Below are 15,573 nucleotides of genomic sequence, written 5' to 3'. Positions count from 1 at the left end.
TTCAGTGAATCGACGCCAGGAACTGCTGCAGCTCCGGCGTCTTGGGCGCCGCGAACAGTTCGTCGGGCGGCCCCATCTCGTGCACGCGGCCCTGGTGCATGAAGATCACGCGGTCGCTGACCTTGCGCGCGAAGCCCATCTCGTGCGTGACCATCAGCAGCGTCATGCCCTCGTCGGCCAGCGACTCGACCACGCGCAGCACCTCGCCCACCAGTTCGGGGTCGAGTGCCGAGGTGATCTCGTCGCACAGCAGCACGCTGGGCTCCATCGCCAGCGCGCGCGCGATCGCCACGCGCTGCTGCTGGCCGCCCGAGAGCTGGTCGGGATAGGCGTCGAACTTCTCGCCCAGGCCCACGCGCTGCAGCAGCCGGCGCGCCTGCTGCTCGCCCGTGTCCTTGGCAGTCTTCTTCACCAGGCCGGGCGCGAGCATCACGTTCTTGCCCACGCTCAGGTGCGGGAACAGGTTGAACTGCTGGAAGATCATGCCCACGTGCTGGCGCAGCGCGCGCATGGCGGCGGCGTCCTCGTGCAGCAGCGGCTGGCCGTCCACCGTCAGTGCGCCGGACTGGAAGGTCTCCAGCCCGTTGATGCACCTCAGCAGCGTGCTCTTGCCCGAACCGCTCTTGCCGATGATGGCGATCACCTCGCCCTTCTTCACCTGCAGGTCGATGCCCTTGAGCACCTCATTGGTTCCGTAGGACTTGCGCAACTGCTGGATGTCCACGATGGGGGTGGCAGTGTCAGCGGACAGCATTCAATTTCCTTTCGAGGCGGCGCGCGGTCAGGCTCACGGGGAAGCAGAGCGCGAAATACATCAGGGCCACACAGCTGTAGACCAGGAAGGGCTGGAAGGTGGCGTTGGTGATCATGGTGCCGGCCTTGGTCAGTTCGACGAAGCCGATGACGGACGCCAGCGCCGTGCCCTTGATGACCTGCACCAGGAAGCCCACGGTGGGCGCGATGGCGATGCGCGTGGCCTGCGGCAGCACCACATAGCGCAGCTGTTCGGCAAAGCTCAGCGCCAGGCTTTGCGCGGCCTCCCACTGCCCCTTGGGCACCGAGGCCACGCAGCCGCGCCAGATCTCGCACAGGAAGGCGCTGGTGTAGAGCGTGAGCGCCAGCGCCGCCGACACCCAGGCCGAGGTGTCGACGCCGAACAGCGCCAGGCCGAAGTAGGCCAGGAACAGCTGCATCAGCAGCGGCGTGCCCTGGAAGAGTTGCACGTAGCCGGACACGAAGGTCTCCGCGCCCGGCCAGCGCGCGGTGCGCGCCACCAGCAGCGCCATGCCCACCAGCCCGCCGCCGATGAAGGCGACCAGCGAGAGCGCCACCGTCCAGCGCGCGGCCAGCAGCAGATTGCGCAGGATGTCCCAGAGAGAAAAATCAACCACGGGCACCTCCCCGGCCGAAGATAAAGCGCGGACCGGCCCAGTTCAGCAGGGCCCGCACACCGATCGCCAGCAGCAGGTAGATGCCGGTCGCGACGATGAAGGCTTCGAATGCGCGGAAGTTGCGGCTCTGGATCAGGTTGGCCGCGTAGCTCAACTCCTCGGTCGCGATCTGGCCGCACACCGCCGAGCCCAGCATGACGATGATGATCTGGCTGGTCAGCGCGGGCCACACCTTGCGCAGCGCGGGCGGCAGCACGACGTGGATGAAGGTCTGCGCCCGACTCAGTGCGAGACTCGCCGCCGCTTCGTACTGGCCCTTGGGGGTGGCCTCGATGCCGGCGCGCACGATCTCGGCCGCGTAGGCTCCGAGGTTGACCACCATCGCGATCACCGAAGCGATCTCGGGCGTGAGCTTCACCCCCGCCGCCGGCAGGCCGAAGAACACGAAGAACAGCTGCACGATGAAGGGCGTGTTGCGGATCAGCTCCACATAGGTGCCCACCACCCAGCGCAGCCACAGCGGACCGTGGCTGCGGGCCCAGGCGCAGGCCACGCCGACGGCCACGCCCAGCAGCGCCGAGATGGCCGTCAGCCCCAGCGTCCAGGCCACGCCAGTGGCCAGCAGCGGCCACTGCTCCAGCACGGCCAGGAAATCGAGTTCGATGCGCATGGCGCCCGTCCTTCGTGTGCGTCAGCGGTGCTTATTCAGGCAGCGTGCCGGCGGGACGGCCCAGCCACTTCTTGGCCATGGTGTCCAGATCGCCCGCCTTCTTCGCACCGAGGATGACCTCGTTGACCTTGGTGCGCAGCGCGTCCTCGCCCTTGGCCACGCCGATGAAGTTCGGGCTGTCCTTGAGCAGCAGCTTGTATTCGGTGTTCAGCTGCGGGTTGCGCGCCATCATGTTGCCGGCCACCGACGCGCCGGTCGCGATCACCTGCACCTGGCCCGAGACAAAGGCCGAGACGGTGGCGTTGTTGTCTTCGAAGCGCTTGATATCGGCGCCCGCCGGCGCGACTTTGCTCAGTTCCTGGTCTTCGATGGCGCCGCGCGTGACGCCCACCGACTTGCCCGCCAGGTCGGCGAACGAGGCCAGCGGCATGCTCTTGGGCGCGAACACCGCCTGGAAGAAGGGCGAGTAGGCGATGGTGAAGTCGATCACCTTCTCGCGCTCGGGGTTCTTGCCCAGGGTGGAGATGACGAGGTCGGCCTTCTTGGTCTGCAGGTAGGGGATGCGGTTGGCACTGGTCACCGGCACCAGCTCCACCTTCACGCCCAGCTTGGTGGCGATGTACTTGGCCATGTCCACGTCCAGGCCCTGCGGTTGCAGGTCGGTGCCTACGAAGCCGTAGGGCGGGAAGTCGGTCGGGATGGCGATCTTGATCGCCTTGGCCTTCATCACGTCGTCCAGCGCGGTCTGGGCGTGGGCGCCACCGGTGAGGGCGGCCAGGGCGAGGCTGGCCGAGAGGGCGAGCAGGTGGCGTTTGGTGGTCTTCATAGAACAGCTCCTAGGTAGGTGGGGGAGGAAGGGGAGTCGGGGTCGTTGCGCGGGCCCGAGACGGGCGCCAGCGCCGCGCGCAGGTTGGCCAGCGGGTCGGCCGCCGCGGTGTCCAGCCGCAGCGCCTGCTGCACGTGGCCGATGTGCTGGGCCATCAGCGCCTCGGCGCGCGCGGTGTCGCCGGCTTCGAGCGCCTTGACGATGTCCACGTGCTCCTGGCACGACTGCGCCGCGTCGTGCGTGCTCTGGTAGAGCATGGCAATGAGCGTGGTGCGCGCGGTGAAGTCGCGCAGCGTGTCGGCCAGCAGCTGGTTGCCCAGGCACTCGGCCAGACACACATGGAAGTCGCCCAGCAGGTAGCTGCGCCGGCCCACGTCGGCGCCCTTGAGTGCCTGCTTCTCTTCGCGGATATGGCGCTTGAGCTTGTCCAGCTTGGTCTTGTCCATGGGCGCGGCGCTGCGGATCAGCCCGGTCTCGATCACGCGCCGCGCCTCGAAGGCCTCGCGCGCCTCGGCCTCCGAGGGCTCCACCACGAACCAGCCGCGGCGCGAGCTGACGGTGACGATGCCGCGTGCGGCCAGCTGCATCATGGCCTCGCGCACCAGGGTGCGGCTGCAGTCGAACAGCATGGACAGCGCCTGCTCGCCCAGGCGCGCGCCCGGCGCCAGCTTCTGCGCCAGGATGGCTTCAACAATGCGGTCGGCGATGTCGCTGGAGGTCATGGTGGGCACCGGTGGTTGAAAACCATTGTTGCCAGAACCGTGCCAGCCTGTCTACAGGGCTTGTATGCAAGATTGGTGCATCAGCGTGGTGCAAAACGCGGGTTTCCGACAGCCGGACGCCCCGATTCGGCCCATGGCGCCGCCCGGTTCCGGTGCTTCGCTGAAAGAAGGGGTGCTCAGGCGCGGTGGCGCGCGAACAGGCGCTGTGCCAGCGCCACCGCCTCCGGCGCCACACCCTGCGGGGCGGCATCGGCGGCGCCCAGGCGGGCCAGCAGGTGGTCCAGAAATGCCGGCTGCGGCGGAATCGCACCGAGGAACAGGGCCTGGCCGCCGCGGGCGATCAGCACCGTGGGGAAGGTCTCGATGTCCAGCCCGACCTCGTCCATCAGTTCGGGCTCGTCCTCGATGTCCAGCCAGTGCCAGCGGTGCTGCGGGTGGCGCGCGGCGGATGCGTCCCAGTCGGGCCGCCAGGCCCGGCAGGCACTGCACCACTCGGCACACAGACAGACCACATCCAGCATCGCACGCTCCAGACCAGACATCACAATCGGGGGAGCATAGCCGCGCCCGAGCGGCTCCTGTGCCCCACACGAATCACCTGTTCCCATGCAAGGCCTGCGTCGCAAAGTCGTCTACGTCACCCTCTACGAACTGATCGCCATCGCCATCAGCAGCACCGGCCTGGCCGCCGGCTCCGGCGCCAGCCTGGAACGCGCCAGCGTGATCGCAGTGGTCACCTCGCTCATCGCCGTGGTGTGGAACCTGGTTTACAACACCCTGTTCGAGCGCTGGGAAGCGCGCCAGAGCGTGCGCGGCCGCGGCCTCGCGCGCCGCGTGGCGCACGCCGTCGGCTTCGAGCTGGGCTTCCTGGTGCTGCTGGTGCCGCTGTTCGCCTGGTGGTTCGGCATCAGCCTGCAGCACGCGCTGGTGCTGGAGGTCGGGCTGGCGCTGTTCTTCCTGCTCTACACCTTCGTCTTCAATTGGGCGTTCGACAAGGTGTTCGGCCTGCCGGCCTCGGCGCTGCCGCTTCAGGTCGCCGGGGGTGGGGCCTCCAGTCGGTAGCCCAACCCGCGCACGGTCTGGATCAGCGGGGTTTCGCGGCCCTCGTCGATCTTGCTGCGCAAGCGGCGGATATAGACATCCACCACGTTGGTCAGCGGATCCTCGCTGTGCCCCCACACGCTGGCCAGAATCCGCTCGCGGCTGAACAGCCGACCCGGCGAACTCATCAGCAGCTCCAGCAGGGCCAGCTCACGCGCCGTCAGTGTCAGCGCCTGCCCTGCGCGCGTGGCCTTCATGCTTTCGCGGTCCAGCACCAGGTCGCCCACCTGGAGGCGGGACAAGCGCCCCGGTTGCAGCGGGCGGGCGCGCCGAGCCAGGGCCTCCAGCCTCGCCAGCAGCTCCTCGAACTCGAAGGGTTTGCACAGGTAGTCGTCCGCGCCCATGCGCAGGCCGGCCACCCGGTCTTCCAGCGAACCCAGGGCTGTCAGCATCAGGATCGGCAGCGCCACCCCCGCCGCCCGCAGCGTCTGGCAGATCTCCATGCCGTTCATGCCTGGCAGCATCAGGTCCAGCACCAGCACGGTGGGCGGGTCGGCCGGCTGCGCGTGCCGCGCCGCATCCTGCGCCAGCGCCAGCCCGTCGTGGCCATTGGCGGCCCGCTGCACCTGGTGACCTTCGGCCCGCAGCCCGCGCAGCAGGAAGTCTGCGATGCGGGGATCGTCCTCCACCAGCAGGATGTTCACGGGCGCACCTCTTCGGCGAGGTCCTCTGGGCTGGCGCCCTCCAGGACCGGCGGGGGCACCTGCCACAGCGGCAGACGCAGCACCGCGCAGGTGCCCCGGCCGCCCGCCTCGCGGCAAGGGCTCACCAGCTCCAGCGAACCGCCGTGCGCCTGGGCGAGGGCGCGCGCGATCGGCAGGCCCAGCCCGCTGCCGCTGGCGCGGTGACGACGCGCCTGGTCACCCCTGAAGTGGCGTTCGAACACCTGCGGCAGTTCCTCGGGCGAGATGCCGATGCCCTCGTCCACCACGCGCACCTCCACCGCTCCGTCCTGCACCTCCATGCGCCAGCGCACCACTCCGCCAGGATGCGAATAGCGGATCGCGTTGTCCAGCAACAGCATCAGCAGCTGCGTCAGCCGCTGGGTGTCGCCGAACACCTGAACCGGCACCACCGGCTGCCCCTCGGGTTTGAGGCTTACTCCGTGCTCGGCAGCCAGCGCCGCCGCCTGGCTCAGCGCGTCCAGCAAAGGTGCCTGCAGCGCCACTGGATGGCGCGCCAGGCTGAAGGTCTCCATGTCGGTGCGGGCCATCGCCAGCAGGTCGTCGATCACGCTGCCCAGCTGCCGCGAAATCTCGACGATGCGCCCCAGCGCCTCGCGGTACTCGGCCACTGGCCGCTCGCGACCGCGCAGCGTCACCTCGGCCTCGCCTCGAATGGCTGTGGTGGGCGTGCGCAGCTCGTGGCTGATGTCGGCCAGCAGTTGGCGGCGGCGCACATCGGTGCGACGCAGCGACTCGTTGGCCTGGTGCAGATCGTCCGTGCGTTCGCGCACCGTGGCCTCCAGCACCTGGCGCTGCTGCGCCTCGCGCTGGCGGTGCTGCTCCAGCTCCTGGGCCATGGCGTTCATGCTGCCGGCCACCTCGGCGAACTCGTCGCCTCCAGTCAGATTGATGCGGTGCTGCAGCTGCCCCCGCTGCAGCGCCTGGGCGCCGGCCGACAAAGCGTTCAGCGGCCGGCGCAAAGCGCGACCGAAATAAACCGTGGCCGCCAGCGCGCCCAGCGCCAGCACCAGCGCCGTGCCCATCCACCAGGCGCGCATGCGCGCCAGTGATTGGTTGGCGGCGGCGCGCTCGCGCTCCATGGCCGCCTTCTCGCGTTCGATGCTGGCGGCCACGATCTGCCGCAGGTCGCGCCCATCGGACTGCTCAAACACATCCGACAGCGTTTCCCAGGCCTGGCGGGCGGGTACGTCGGGCGGCAACAGGGGCGTCTGCCGGATCGCTGCTGTCAGGGACGCCACGCTGCGCTCCAGCGCCTGCAGCGCTGCCTGGCGCGCTGCCTGCTCGTCCGTGGCCCCGTCCGTCATGCCGATGTCCGAGGCCTGCTGGGTCAGTGTGCTCAGCTCGCCCAGCGCGTTGCGCATGCGCTGCTCCAGCGCGTCGCGCTCGGCAGGATCGCCCGTGGTGCCGATCTGGTGCTGGGTCACCCAGGACCGCAGGCGCTGCTTGGTCGCCGACAGCTCCACGAAGCGTTGCAGGATGTCGCTGGCAATGCGGCCGCGCACCACTTGCCGCTCGGCCTCGCGCGCAGCGAACACGGCGGCCACCGCTTGCAGCACCACCGCAGCGGCCAGCACCACCAGCACCAGACTGAGTCGACGTCGGAACATGCCTCCATTGTCGGGGCGCCGCCGCGCGCGCCGCGTGGATTCATCTGGCGTTCATGTGGGCGTCAGGCGGCGCTCATGCGCGGTTCAACCGATGTTCAAACGCGCGCCGTCCAATGGCGCTGTGCAGCGCATCGCTGTGCGCCATCCACCCATTCATCAAGGAGTGAGCCTCATGAACGCACGTTTCCTCGTCCCCTTCGCCCTCGTCGCCGCCAGCGGCGCCGCTTCGGCCACCGTGGTCAACCAGGCCATCACCGAAGCCGAGGTGATCGCCGCGCAGAAGGCCTGGTGCCAGGCCCTGGTCGACATCAATGCCGCCTATGAGAAAGGCGGCCAGGCGGCCGCCAAGGCCCTGGCCGAAAAGGTCATCGACAGCGCCTACGGCTACCAGATGGGCGCTGTGCTGTTCAAGCCCACGCTGACCGTCGCACCCCAGACGTTCCGCACCACCCGCGACGGCGCGCTGGCCTACTTCGTCGGCGGCGACAGCAAGTACCCCAAGGACACCGGCTTCGCCCTCAAAGGCTGGAGGCAGTGTGAGGCCCAGAACGCCGCCGTCTTCATCACCGGCGACTCGGCCTCCAGCATGGGCAACGTGAAGATGACCGACAAGGCCGGCAAGGTCACCACCGTGGACAAGACCTGGAAGTACGTCAAGGACGACGCGGGCAAGCTGCGCATCGTGTTGCATCACTCCTCGTTGCCTTACAGCGGCACCTGATTCAGGACGTCCGGTCCAGCGCCGCGAGCGCCGCCTCGCGCTGCGGCACCGGCAGAAAGCTGTGCTGCGCCGCCTGCCGGGCCATGGCCCGCAGGTCGTCCGGCGTCAGCGGGGTGTGGCGCAGCAGCTCGGCGGCCTCCTGGCTGTGGCCGACCCGGCTCATCAGGCGGTTGTCGGTGTGGTAGCTCAGCGAAACCCCCGCGCGCCAGAGCTCGGTGATCGGGTGGGTGGCGATGCTGCGGGCCGCGCCGGTGTGCACGTTGCTGGTGGGGCACACCTCCAGGTGCAGTCCGCGTTCGATGGCTTCGTCCAGCAGGTGGTGACGGCCGGGGTCGCGCAGCGCGTCGACCAGGTGGATGCCGTGGCCGATGCGGGTGGCGCCCAGGCGCGCCGCCTCCAGCACCCGCTCCGCCCCGTCGGCCTCGCCCGCGTGCAGGGTGATGCCCAGGCCAGCCTCGCGCACCAGCGCGAGCGCCTGGGCGTGCTCGCCGGGCGGGTGCCCGCGCTCAGCGCCCGCGAGATCGAAGCCGACCACGCCCTGGCCCTGGTAGCGCAGGGCCAGCTGCGCGGCACGCAGGGTTTCGGACGGTGGCAGGTGGCGCATGGCGCAGACGATGAGGCCGGAGCGCTGGTTCAGTGGCAGGGCGGGGCTGTCGGCCAGTCCCTGCAGCAGCGCCTCGACGGCGGCGTCGCCAGAGAGGCCGTGCGCCTCGAACAGCAGCGGCGCGATGCGGAATTCGGCCAGCACGGCGCCATCGGCCGCCGCATCCTCGGCCGCTTCCAGGGCGACGCGGCGCAGCGCGGCGGGGCTGGCCATGGCGGCCACGGTCAACGCAAAGCCCTGCAGGTACTTTTCCAGGCTGCCGGCGTGGGCGTTGGCGTCGAACCATCGGGCCAGCTGGTCGACACTGGTGGCCGGGTGCGGCAGGCCGCGCGCGCGCATCAGCTCGAACAGGGTGGCCACGCGCAGGCCGCCGTCCAGGTGCTCGTGCAGCAGCACCTTGGGCAGGGCCTGGGCGGTGGCCCGCAGCGGGTCGGCGGACGCGTTCATCGGCGCATGGTAGGCGGTCGGCGCCTGTGTCGCTGGCCCAAAATTTGCTGGTCCTGTGGACCGGCCTCCGCTATTCTGCGGGGACCCCGTTGTGTCCAACCCAAGGAGAGGCTTGACCATGAACCTGCACCGTTTGCCGCTTTCCGTCCCGTCCTTCGCGTCGCTGGTGGCCATGGCCTCCCTGGCGGCCGCCGGAGCCGCGCACGCCGAACCCGCTGTGGTCTACGACATGGGCGGCAAGTTTGACAAGAGCTTCAACCAGGCCGGTTACGACGGCGCCGAACGCTGGAAGAAGGAAAGCGGCAAGGCCTACCTGGAGTTCGAGATCGCCAACCCGACGCAGCGCGAGCAGGCGATGCGCCGCATGGCCGAGCGCGGGGCCGACCCCATCGTGGGCATCGGCTTCAGCCAGGGCAGCACGGTCGAGAAAACCGCCAAGGCCTATCCCAAGCTGAAGTTCGCCATCATCGACAGCGTGGTGGATCTGCCCAATGTGCAGAGCATCGTGTTCAAGGAGCACGAGGGCAGTTTCCTGGTGGGCATGATGGCCGCCCTGGCCAGCAAGACCGGCAAGGTCGGTTTCGTCGGCGGCATGGACATCCCGCTGATCCGCCGCTTCCAGTGCGGCTATGAACAGGGTGCCAAGTACGTCAATCCCAAGATCGAGGTCACCGGCAACATGACCGGCACCACGCCCGCCGCCTGGGGCGACCCGGCGCGCGGCGCCGAGCTGGCCAAGGCCCAGTTCGCCAAGGGCGTGGACGTAGTGTTCGCCGCCGCCGGCGGCACGGGCAGCGGCGTCTACCAGGCCGCCAAGGACAGCGGCAAGCTCGCGATTGGCGTGGACAGCAACCAGAACCACCTGCACCCCGGCACCATGCTCACCAGCATGGTCAAGCGCGTCGACGTGGCGGTCTACAACGCCTTCAAGGGCATCACCCCGGGCATGACCTCGCTGGGCCTGAAGGAAGGCGGCGTCGATTACGCCATGGACGAACACAACGCCAAGCTGGTCAGCGCCGACATGAAGAAGAAGGTGGACGCAGCCAAGGCCGACATCATCAGCGGCAAGATCCAGGTGGTCGACTACATGACCGCCAACAAGTGCAACTGAGCCCCTGATCTCCGGGACACACTGAACGACGCATGCCTGCAGCGCCGGCGGTGGCCATGCGCCACATCGAGAAGCGCTTCGGCGCGGTGCACGCCAACCGCGACGTGACGCTGACCGTGGCACCGGGCACGGTGCACGGCATCGTGGGCGAAAACGGTGCCGGCAAGAGCACGCTGATGTCCATCCTGTACGGCTTTTACCAGGCCGACAGCGGGCAGATCGAGATCGAGGGCCGGCCCGCGCGCATCGAAGGCTCGGCGCAGGCCATCGCGCTGGGCATCGGCATGGTCCACCAGCACTTCATGCTGGTGGACACGCTCAGCGCGCTGGACAACGTGATGCTGGGCGCCGAGCCCGCCTGGCGCCTGACCCCGGCCCGTGCCACCGTGCGCCAGGGCCTGCAGGCGCTGATGGACAAGACAGGCCTGCAGGTGCGGCTGGACGCCCAGGTGCACGACCTGCCGGTGGGCGAGCGCCAGCGGCTGGAAATCCTCAAGGCGCTGTACCGCGGTGCGCGCATCCTGATCCTCGACGAACCCACCGCGGTGCTGACCCCGCAGGAGACCGAGCAGCTGTTCGGCACCCTGCGCGCGCTGCGCGACCAGGGCACCACCATCCTGCTCATCACGCACAAGCTCAAGGAGATCATGTCGCTGTGCGACAACGTCACGGTGATGCGCGCCGGGCAAGTGGTGCTGGACACGCCGATCGCGGGCACCAGCGTGAACGATCTGGCCCAGGCCATGGTGGGGCGCCTGGTGCACCTGGGGCGCGACGCCAGCGCCCGGGCCGTGGCGCCGGGGGCGGTGCTGCTGAGCGCGCGCGGCCTGTGTGCCACCGATGCGCTGGGCGTGCAGCGCCTGTGCGATGTGGGGCTGGACCTGCGCGCGGGCGAAATCGTCGGCATCGCCGGCGTGTCGGGCAATGGCCAGAGCGAGCTGCTGGACGTGCTCTCGGGCCTGCAGGTGCCCGTGCGCGGCGAGCTGGACGTGGGCGGGCGGCGGTTCACGCCCGCGCGCTGGATCGACCCGCACACCGCGCGTGCACTGCGTGTGGCCCATGTGCCCGAGGACCGGCACCGCCGCGGCCTGGTGCTGCCGTTTGTGGCCTGGGAATCGGCCGTGCTGGGTTACCAGGACCGGCCCCGCTACAGCGCCGCGGGCTGGATGCGCCAGGCCCACATGCGCCAGGACACCGCCGAGATGATGGCGCGCTACGACGTGCGGCCGCGCCAGCCGGCGCTGCGCAGCAGCAAGTTCAGCGGCGGCAACCAGCAGAAGCTGGTGCTCGCGCGCGAGGCTGCGACCGAGCCGCAGGTGCTGCTGGTGGGCCAGCCCACGCGCGGGGTGGACATCGGCGCCATCGAATTCATCTACGGTCGCCTGCGCGCCATGCGCGACGCCGGCGGCGCGGTGCTGCTGGTCTCTTCCGAGCTGGACGAGATCCTGGCGCTGGCCGACCGCGTGGTCGTGATGAACGCCGGGCGCGTGGCCGGTGAACTGCCGATCGACGACTGTTCCGAGCAGGCGCTGGGCCGCCTGATGGGAGGCGCGCAATGAGCCGGGCGGTCGAGCTGCCGCGCTGGATGGACGTGGCCCTGCTGCCCGTCGTCAACCTGGTCATCGCGCTGCTGGTGGCCGGCGTGGTCGTGTGGCTGGTGGGTTTCGAGCCGGGCCAGGTGCTGACCCTGCTGCTCAAGGGGGCCTTCGGTTCGCGCGCCGGCTTCAGCTACACGCTCTACTACGCCACCACCTTCGTCTTCACCGGGCTGGCGGTGGCGGTGGCCTTTCACGGCGGGCTGTTCAACATCGGCGGCGAGGGCCAGGCCATGATGGGCGGGCTCGGCGCCGGCCTGGTGGCGCTGGCCGCCGGGCCGCACCTGCCGGCCGCGCTGACGCTGCCGCTGGTGGTGCTGGGCGCGGCGCTGTCCGGCATGGTCTGGGGTGGCATCCCTGGCGCGCTGCAGGCCTGGCGCGGCAGCCACACGGTCATCACCACCATCATGTTCAACTTCATCGCCTCGGCGCTGCTGGGCTACCTGCTGGTCAACCCGCTGCGCGAGCCCGGCAACATGTCGCCCGAATCGCGGGCGTTCGCCGACAGCGCCCATGTGCCCGGTGTGCACGAGGCGCTGGCCTGGCTGGGCATCGACTGGCCCAGCACGCCGCTGAACCTGAGCGTGCTGCTGGCCGCAGCCGCCGTGCTCTGCACCTGGCTCGTGCTGTGGAAGTCGCGCGGCGGCTACGCGCTGCGGGCGGTGGGTTTCGCACCCGACGCGGCGCTCTACGCCGGCCTGCAGCCGCGCTGGACCACGCTGATGTCCATGGCGGCCTCGGGCGCGCTGGCCGGTCTGGTGGGCGTGAACGAGATCGCGGGGGTGCACGGGCGCCTGCTGTTCGACTTCGTGGCCGGCGCCGGCTTCGCGGGCATCGCGGTCTGCCTGATCGGGCGCAGCCACCCGCTGGGCATCGTGCTGGCGGCGCTGCTGTTCGGTGCGCTCTACCAGGGCGGGGCCGAAATCTCGTTCGAGGTCGACGGCTTCAGCCGCGACGTGGTGTTCATGCTGCAGGGTCTGATCGTGCTGTTCTCCGGCGCCATGGCGCAGGTGGCGGCGCCCTGGCTGCTGCGCCTGTGGCGCATGGCCGGCGGTGGCCGGTCCGCCGATACAAAGGCGGGGGCCTGATGGACGAGGTGCTGGTCGGGAGCCTGATTGCCAGCACGCTGCGCGTGAGCGTGCCGCTGATCCTGTGCGCGCTGGCCGGCGTGCTGTGCGAGCGTTCGGGCGTGATCGACCTCGGCCTCGAAGGCAAGATGCTCGCCACCGCGTTCGCCACCGCCGCGGTGGGCGTGAGCACCGGGTCGCTGCTGCTGGCGCTGCTGGCGGCGCTGGCGGTGGGGCTGGCGTTGTCGATGCTGCACGGCTACGCCTGCGTCAGCCAGCGCGGCGACCACGTGGTGCTGGGCATGGCCATCACCATGACGGCGGCGGGTCTGACGGTGGTGCTGGGCATCGCCTGGTTCGCGCTGGGTGGCCACACCCCGCCGGTGCCCGACAGCGTGCGCCTGGAACCCTGGTTCAGCGGCGCTGGCGCCTGGGTGGCGCAGCTGCCACTGGTGGGCACCGTGCTCTCGCTCGCGTTCTTCGGTCACAACGCCATGGTCTACCTCACGCTGGCGCTGGTGGCGGGCGTGTGGTGGTTGCTCTACCGCACCCGTTTCGGCCTGCGCCTGCGCGCCACCGGCGAGAACCCGGCCATGGTCGACGCGGCGGGTGTCTCGGTCACGGCCATGCGCTACCAGGCGCTGGCGCTCAATGGCGTGCTGGCGTCCATGGCCGGTGCCTACCTGGTGCTGGCGCAGAACCCCAACTTCATCCCGAACATGACGGCCGGGCGTGGCTACATGGCGCTGGCGGCGATGATCTTCGGCAAGTGGCACCCGGTGGGCGCCCTGTGGGCCTGCCTGCTGTTCGGTTTTCTGGATGCCGTCGGCATCCGGCTGCAGGGCGTGGCCCTGCCGGACCTGCTGGGCGGTGGCGCGGTGCCGGTGCAGGCCATCCAGGCCTTGCCTTATGTGATGACGGTGGTGCTGCTGGCGGGCTTCATCGGTACGTCGGTGGCGCCGCAGGCGCTGGGGAGGCCGTATGTCAAGGAACGTTGAAGAGCGGCGGGACGCGCTGGTGGCCGCGGCGCGCGCGGTGCGCGAGCGCGCCCACGCGCCCTACTCGCGCTTCGCCGTGGGCGCGGCGGTGCTCGACGAACAGGGCCGCATCCACGCCGGCTGCAACGTCGAGAACGCGGCCTACCCGCAGGGCTGGTGCGCCGAGGCCTCGGCGCTGGCCGTCATGGTCTCGTCCGGGGGCCGGCGCGTGCTCGCGGTGGCGGTGGTCGGTGTGGCCGACGACCCGGTCACGCCCTGCGGCGGCTGCCGGCAGAAGCTGCGCGAGTTCGCGGCCGGCGACTGCCCCGTCTGGGTGGCCGACCTGTCCACCCTGCGCGCCACCTTCACGCTGGACGAGCTGCTGCCGTGCAGCTTCGGCCCTGAGCACCTCAAGCCATGATCTCTGCGCCGAACGACCCCGTCGCTGCCAGCGCCGACGCATTGCGCCAGCGCCTGGGCACCCGCGCGCCGAAGATCGCGGTGCTGCTGGGTTCGGGCTGGGGGCCGTTCGCGCAGCAGCTGCGGGACGTGGTGGACGTGCCCTACGCCGACCTGCCGGCCTTCCCCGCGCTGGGCCAGGGCGTGAGCGGCCACGTCGGCCTGCTGCGGGCGGGCCGCCTGGGCGCGGTCGACGTGGTGGTGCTGGCCGGCCGCCAGCACGCCTACGAAACCGGCCAGCCCGACGGCATGAAAGGCGCCATCCGCACGCTGGCGGCCATCGGCGTGGAGGTGCTGGTGCAGACCAACGCCGCCGGCGGCATGGCGCCCGCGCTGCAGCCGGGCGAGCTCATGCTGATGAGTGACCACCTCAACGTCGTGCAGCGCTCGCCCCTGGTGGGCGAGGCTGGCGACGACCGCTTCGTGGACATGTCCAACGCCTACTGCCCGCGCCTGCGCGCGCAGGCACAGGCCGCGGCGCAGGCCGTCGGCACGCCGCTGCACGAGGGCGTGTACGCCTGGGTGCTGGGCCCGCAGTTCGAAACGCCTGCCGAGATCCGGATGCTGCGCACCCTGGGCGCGCAGGCCGTGGGCATGAGCACCGTGCCCGAAACCATCGTCGCGCGCCACGCGGGGCTGCGCGTGCTGGCGCTGAGCCTGATCACCAACATGGCCGCCGGCATGTCCACCGAAACCCTCAGCCACGCCCACACCCTGGCCACGGCGCATGCGGCCAGCGAACGCGCGGTGCGCATGCTGGTCGCGGTCGTGCAGGCCCTCGAGATCTGACCCCATGAACGACCAACCCCACCCTCCTGCCGACGCGCATGCCGCGCGCCAGGCACTGGCCTGCCTGGATCTCACCAGTCTGGTCGACGGCCACGACCGCAGCGGCGGTGAGGCCGACATCGAGCGGCTCTGCGCCCGGGCCGACGGTCGCTGCGGCCGCACCGCCGCGGTCTGCGTCTGGCCGCGTCTGGCGGGGCTGGCGCGCTCGCTGCTGCCGCCCGACATCCGCGTGGCCGCCGTGGCCAACTTTCCGGATGGCGGCAGCGACTCCGCGCGCGCCGTGCGCGACGCCGCCGCCATCGCCGACGCGGGCGCGCAGGAGGTGGACGTGGTCATGCCCTACCGCGACCTGGCCGCCGCTCCTGCGCTGCTGGCGGCGGTGCGGCGCGCCTGCGAGGGCCTCACGCTGAAGGTGATCCTGGAAACCGGTGAACTGGCCGACGCCTCGCTCATCACCCAGGCGGCACAGATCGCTCTGGACGCCGGCGCCGACTTCCTCAAGACCAGCACCGGCAAGCGCCCGGTGAGCGCCACGCCGGCCGCCGCGCGCCTGCTGCTGCAGGCCATCGCCGACCGCCCGGCGCACCGTGCGCGCGTGGGCTTCAAGCCCGCGGGTGGCATCCGCACCGTGGCCGACGCGGCGGTCTACATGGCGCTCACCGCCGATGTGCTGGGGCCCGAGGCCGTGACGCCCGCGCGTTTCCGGATCGGCGCCAGCGGCCTGCTCGACGACATCGAGGCCGTGCTCGCCGGCGCGCAGCGCCCCGCGGCCGGCAGCGCCTACTGACCTCCTCTCA

Annotated in this window: 18 protein-coding genes; 9 read left to right on the top strand and 9 right to left on the bottom strand. The window is 70.4% G+C overall.

Annotation, left to right across the window (positions count from 1 at the left end):
• Nucleotide 1 precedes the first annotated feature (1 nt).
• The 6 genes from ACFOPI_RS01155 to ACFOPI_RS01130 form a co-directional block, all read right to left on the bottom strand.
• Nucleotides 2–754 carry an amino acid ABC transporter ATP-binding protein gene (locus ACFOPI_RS01155; protein ID WP_382169911.1) on the bottom strand — a complete coding sequence of 251 codons (753 nt, stop codon included), beginning with the start codon at nt 752–754 and terminating at the stop codon, nt 2–4.
• Nucleotides 741–1,391 carry an amino acid ABC transporter permease gene (locus ACFOPI_RS01150; protein WP_382169909.1) on the bottom strand — a complete coding sequence of 217 codons (651 nt, stop codon included), beginning with the start codon at nt 1,389–1,391 and terminating at the stop codon, nt 741–743. The genes ACFOPI_RS01155 and ACFOPI_RS01150 overlap by 14 nt, the downstream gene beginning before the upstream one ends.
• Nucleotides 1,384–2,061, bottom strand: a complete 678-nt coding sequence (locus ACFOPI_RS01145; RefSeq protein WP_382169908.1) for an amino acid ABC transporter permease — start codon at nt 2,059–2,061, stop codon at nt 1,384–1,386. The genes ACFOPI_RS01150 and ACFOPI_RS01145 overlap by 8 nt, the downstream gene beginning before the upstream one ends.
• Nucleotides 2,062–2,092: 31 nt before the next feature.
• Nucleotides 2,093–2,887 carry a transporter substrate-binding domain-containing protein gene (locus tag ACFOPI_RS01140; RefSeq protein ID WP_382169906.1) on the bottom strand — a complete coding sequence of 265 codons (795 nt, stop codon included), beginning with the start codon at nt 2,885–2,887 and terminating at the stop codon, nt 2,093–2,095.
• Nucleotides 2,884–3,609, bottom strand: coding sequence for a GntR family transcriptional regulator (locus ACFOPI_RS01135; protein ID WP_382169904.1), 726 nt, complete (start codon nt 3,607–3,609; stop codon nt 2,884–2,886). Before ACFOPI_RS01135 ends, ACFOPI_RS01140 begins: the two co-directional genes overlap by 4 nt.
• 176 nt (nt 3,610–3,785) lie before the next feature.
• On the bottom strand, nt 3,786–4,151 hold the full coding sequence (locus tag ACFOPI_RS01130) for a thioredoxin family protein (protein WP_382169902.1): 366 nt from the start codon (nt 4,149–4,151) through the stop codon (nt 3,786–3,788).
• A 64-nt stretch (nt 4,152–4,215) separates the two neighbouring features.
• Here ACFOPI_RS01130 and ACFOPI_RS01125 point away from each other — a divergent pair, with 64 nt between their 5' ends.
• Complete coding sequence (locus tag ACFOPI_RS01125) at nt 4,216–4,671, top strand: PACE efflux transporter (RefSeq protein WP_382169900.1); 456 nt, start codon at nt 4,216–4,218, stop codon at nt 4,669–4,671.
• Here the strand turns inward: ACFOPI_RS01125 and ACFOPI_RS01120 are convergent.
• Both ACFOPI_RS01120 and ACFOPI_RS01115 read right to left on the bottom strand, forming a co-directional pair.
• Nucleotides 4,638–5,354, bottom strand: a complete 717-nt coding sequence (locus ACFOPI_RS01120) for a response regulator transcription factor (RefSeq protein ID WP_382169898.1) — start codon at nt 5,352–5,354, stop codon at nt 4,638–4,640. The genes ACFOPI_RS01125 and ACFOPI_RS01120 overlap by 34 nt on opposite strands.
• Nucleotides 5,351–7,003: a sensor histidine kinase gene (locus ACFOPI_RS01115; RefSeq protein WP_382169896.1), complete on the bottom strand. Its 1,653-nt coding sequence runs from the start codon at nt 7,001–7,003 to the stop codon at nt 5,351–5,353. Before ACFOPI_RS01115 ends, ACFOPI_RS01120 begins: the two co-directional genes overlap by 4 nt.
• A 172-nt stretch (nt 7,004–7,175) precedes the next feature.
• Between ACFOPI_RS01115 and ACFOPI_RS01110 the strand changes: the two genes are divergently transcribed.
• Complete coding sequence (locus tag ACFOPI_RS01110; RefSeq protein ID WP_382169894.1) at nt 7,176–7,724, top strand: hypothetical protein; 549 nt, start codon at nt 7,176–7,178, stop codon at nt 7,722–7,724.
• 1 nt (nt 7,725) lies between these two features.
• Here the strand turns inward: ACFOPI_RS01110 and add are convergent, their stop codons facing one another.
• Nucleotides 7,726–8,775 carry an adenosine deaminase gene (gene add, locus ACFOPI_RS01105; protein WP_382169892.1) on the bottom strand — a complete coding sequence of 350 codons (1,050 nt, stop codon included), beginning with the start codon at nt 8,773–8,775 and terminating at the stop codon, nt 7,726–7,728.
• Nucleotides 8,776–8,893: 118 nt separating this feature from the next.
• Here add and ACFOPI_RS01100 point away from each other — a divergent pair, with 118 nt between their 5' ends.
• Genes ACFOPI_RS01100 through deoC form a run of 7 tightly spaced genes read left to right on the top strand, consistent with a single transcriptional unit; the run spans nt 8,894 to nt 15,563 of the window.
• Nucleotides 8,894–9,889: a BMP family lipoprotein gene (locus tag ACFOPI_RS01100; RefSeq protein ID WP_382169890.1), complete on the top strand. Its 996-nt coding sequence runs from the start codon at nt 8,894–8,896 to the stop codon at nt 9,887–9,889.
• Nucleotides 9,890–9,921: 32 nt separating this feature from the next.
• Nucleotides 9,922–11,448, top strand: coding sequence for an ABC transporter ATP-binding protein (locus ACFOPI_RS01095; RefSeq protein ID WP_382169888.1), 1,527 nt, complete (start codon nt 9,922–9,924; stop codon nt 11,446–11,448).
• Nucleotides 11,445–12,572, top strand: coding sequence for an ABC transporter permease (locus tag ACFOPI_RS01090; protein ID WP_382169886.1), 1,128 nt, complete (start codon nt 11,445–11,447; stop codon nt 12,570–12,572). The genes ACFOPI_RS01095 and ACFOPI_RS01090 overlap by 4 nt, the downstream gene beginning before the upstream one ends.
• On the top strand, nt 12,572–13,549 hold the full coding sequence (locus ACFOPI_RS01085) for an ABC transporter permease (RefSeq protein ID WP_382169884.1): 978 nt from the start codon (nt 12,572–12,574) through the stop codon (nt 13,547–13,549). Before ACFOPI_RS01090 ends, ACFOPI_RS01085 begins: the two co-directional genes overlap by 1 nt.
• Nucleotides 13,533–13,949: a cytidine deaminase gene (locus tag ACFOPI_RS01080; RefSeq protein ID WP_382169883.1), complete on the top strand. Its 417-nt coding sequence runs from the start codon at nt 13,533–13,535 to the stop codon at nt 13,947–13,949. Before ACFOPI_RS01085 ends, ACFOPI_RS01080 begins: the two co-directional genes overlap by 17 nt.
• Nucleotides 13,946–14,776 carry a purine-nucleoside phosphorylase gene (locus ACFOPI_RS01075; protein ID WP_382169881.1) on the top strand — a complete coding sequence of 277 codons (831 nt, stop codon included), beginning with the start codon at nt 13,946–13,948 and terminating at the stop codon, nt 14,774–14,776. Before ACFOPI_RS01080 ends, ACFOPI_RS01075 begins: the two co-directional genes overlap by 4 nt.
• A 4-nt stretch (nt 14,777–14,780) precedes the next feature.
• Entirely contained in the window at nt 14,781–15,563 is a 783-nt protein-coding gene (gene deoC, locus ACFOPI_RS01070) for a deoxyribose-phosphate aldolase (protein ID WP_382169880.1), read from the top strand.
• Nucleotides 15,564–15,573: the final 10 nt, after the last annotated feature.

This window comes from Hydrogenophaga luteola, assembly GCF_042648585.1.
Lineage (GTDB): Bacteria > Pseudomonadota > Gammaproteobacteria > Burkholderiales > Burkholderiaceae_C > Hydrogenophaga > Hydrogenophaga luteola.
Note: the sequence above shows the minus strand (reverse complement) of the source record. Positions and strands in the feature narration are given on the sequence as shown.

Excerpts from the sequence above, each read along its gene's own strand:
- ACFOPI_RS01155 (WP_382169911.1), bottom strand. The coding sequence starts at position 754 with ATGCTGTCCGCTGACACTGCCACCCCCATCGTGGACATCCAGCAGTTG.
- ACFOPI_RS01145 (WP_382169908.1), bottom strand. The coding sequence starts at position 2,061 with ATGCGCATCGAACTCGATTTCCTGGCCGTGCTGGAGCAGTGGCCGCTG.
- ACFOPI_RS01140 (WP_382169906.1), bottom strand. The coding sequence starts at position 2,887 with ATGAAGACCACCAAACGCCACCTGCTCGCCCTCTCGGCCAGCCTCGCC.
- ACFOPI_RS01135 (WP_382169904.1), bottom strand. The coding sequence starts at position 3,609 with ATGACCTCCAGCGACATCGCCGACCGCATTGTTGAAGCCATCCTGGCG.
- ACFOPI_RS01130 (WP_382169902.1), bottom strand. The coding sequence starts at position 4,151 with ATGTCTGGTCTGGAGCGTGCGATGCTGGATGTGGTCTGTCTGTGTGCC.
- ACFOPI_RS01125 (WP_382169900.1), top strand. The coding sequence starts at position 4,216 with ATGCAAGGCCTGCGTCGCAAAGTCGTCTACGTCACCCTCTACGAACTG.
- ACFOPI_RS01115 (WP_382169896.1), bottom strand. The coding sequence starts at position 7,003 with ATGTTCCGACGTCGACTCAGTCTGGTGCTGGTGGTGCTGGCCGCTGCG.
- ACFOPI_RS01110 (WP_382169894.1), top strand. The coding sequence starts at position 7,176 with ATGAACGCACGTTTCCTCGTCCCCTTCGCCCTCGTCGCCGCCAGCGGC.
- add (WP_382169892.1), bottom strand. The coding sequence starts at position 8,775 with ATGAACGCGTCCGCCGACCCGCTGCGGGCCACCGCCCAGGCCCTGCCC.
- ACFOPI_RS01100 (WP_382169890.1), top strand. The coding sequence starts at position 8,894 with ATGAACCTGCACCGTTTGCCGCTTTCCGTCCCGTCCTTCGCGTCGCTG.
- ACFOPI_RS01095 (WP_382169888.1), top strand. The coding sequence starts at position 9,922 with ATGCCTGCAGCGCCGGCGGTGGCCATGCGCCACATCGAGAAGCGCTTC.
- ACFOPI_RS01090 (WP_382169886.1), top strand. The coding sequence starts at position 11,445 with ATGAGCCGGGCGGTCGAGCTGCCGCGCTGGATGGACGTGGCCCTGCTG.
- ACFOPI_RS01085 (WP_382169884.1), top strand. The coding sequence starts at position 12,572 with ATGGACGAGGTGCTGGTCGGGAGCCTGATTGCCAGCACGCTGCGCGTG.
- ACFOPI_RS01080 (WP_382169883.1), top strand. The coding sequence starts at position 13,533 with ATGTCAAGGAACGTTGAAGAGCGGCGGGACGCGCTGGTGGCCGCGGCG.
- ACFOPI_RS01075 (WP_382169881.1), top strand. The coding sequence starts at position 13,946 with ATGATCTCTGCGCCGAACGACCCCGTCGCTGCCAGCGCCGACGCATTG.
- deoC (WP_382169880.1), top strand. The coding sequence starts at position 14,781 with ATGAACGACCAACCCCACCCTCCTGCCGACGCGCATGCCGCGCGCCAG.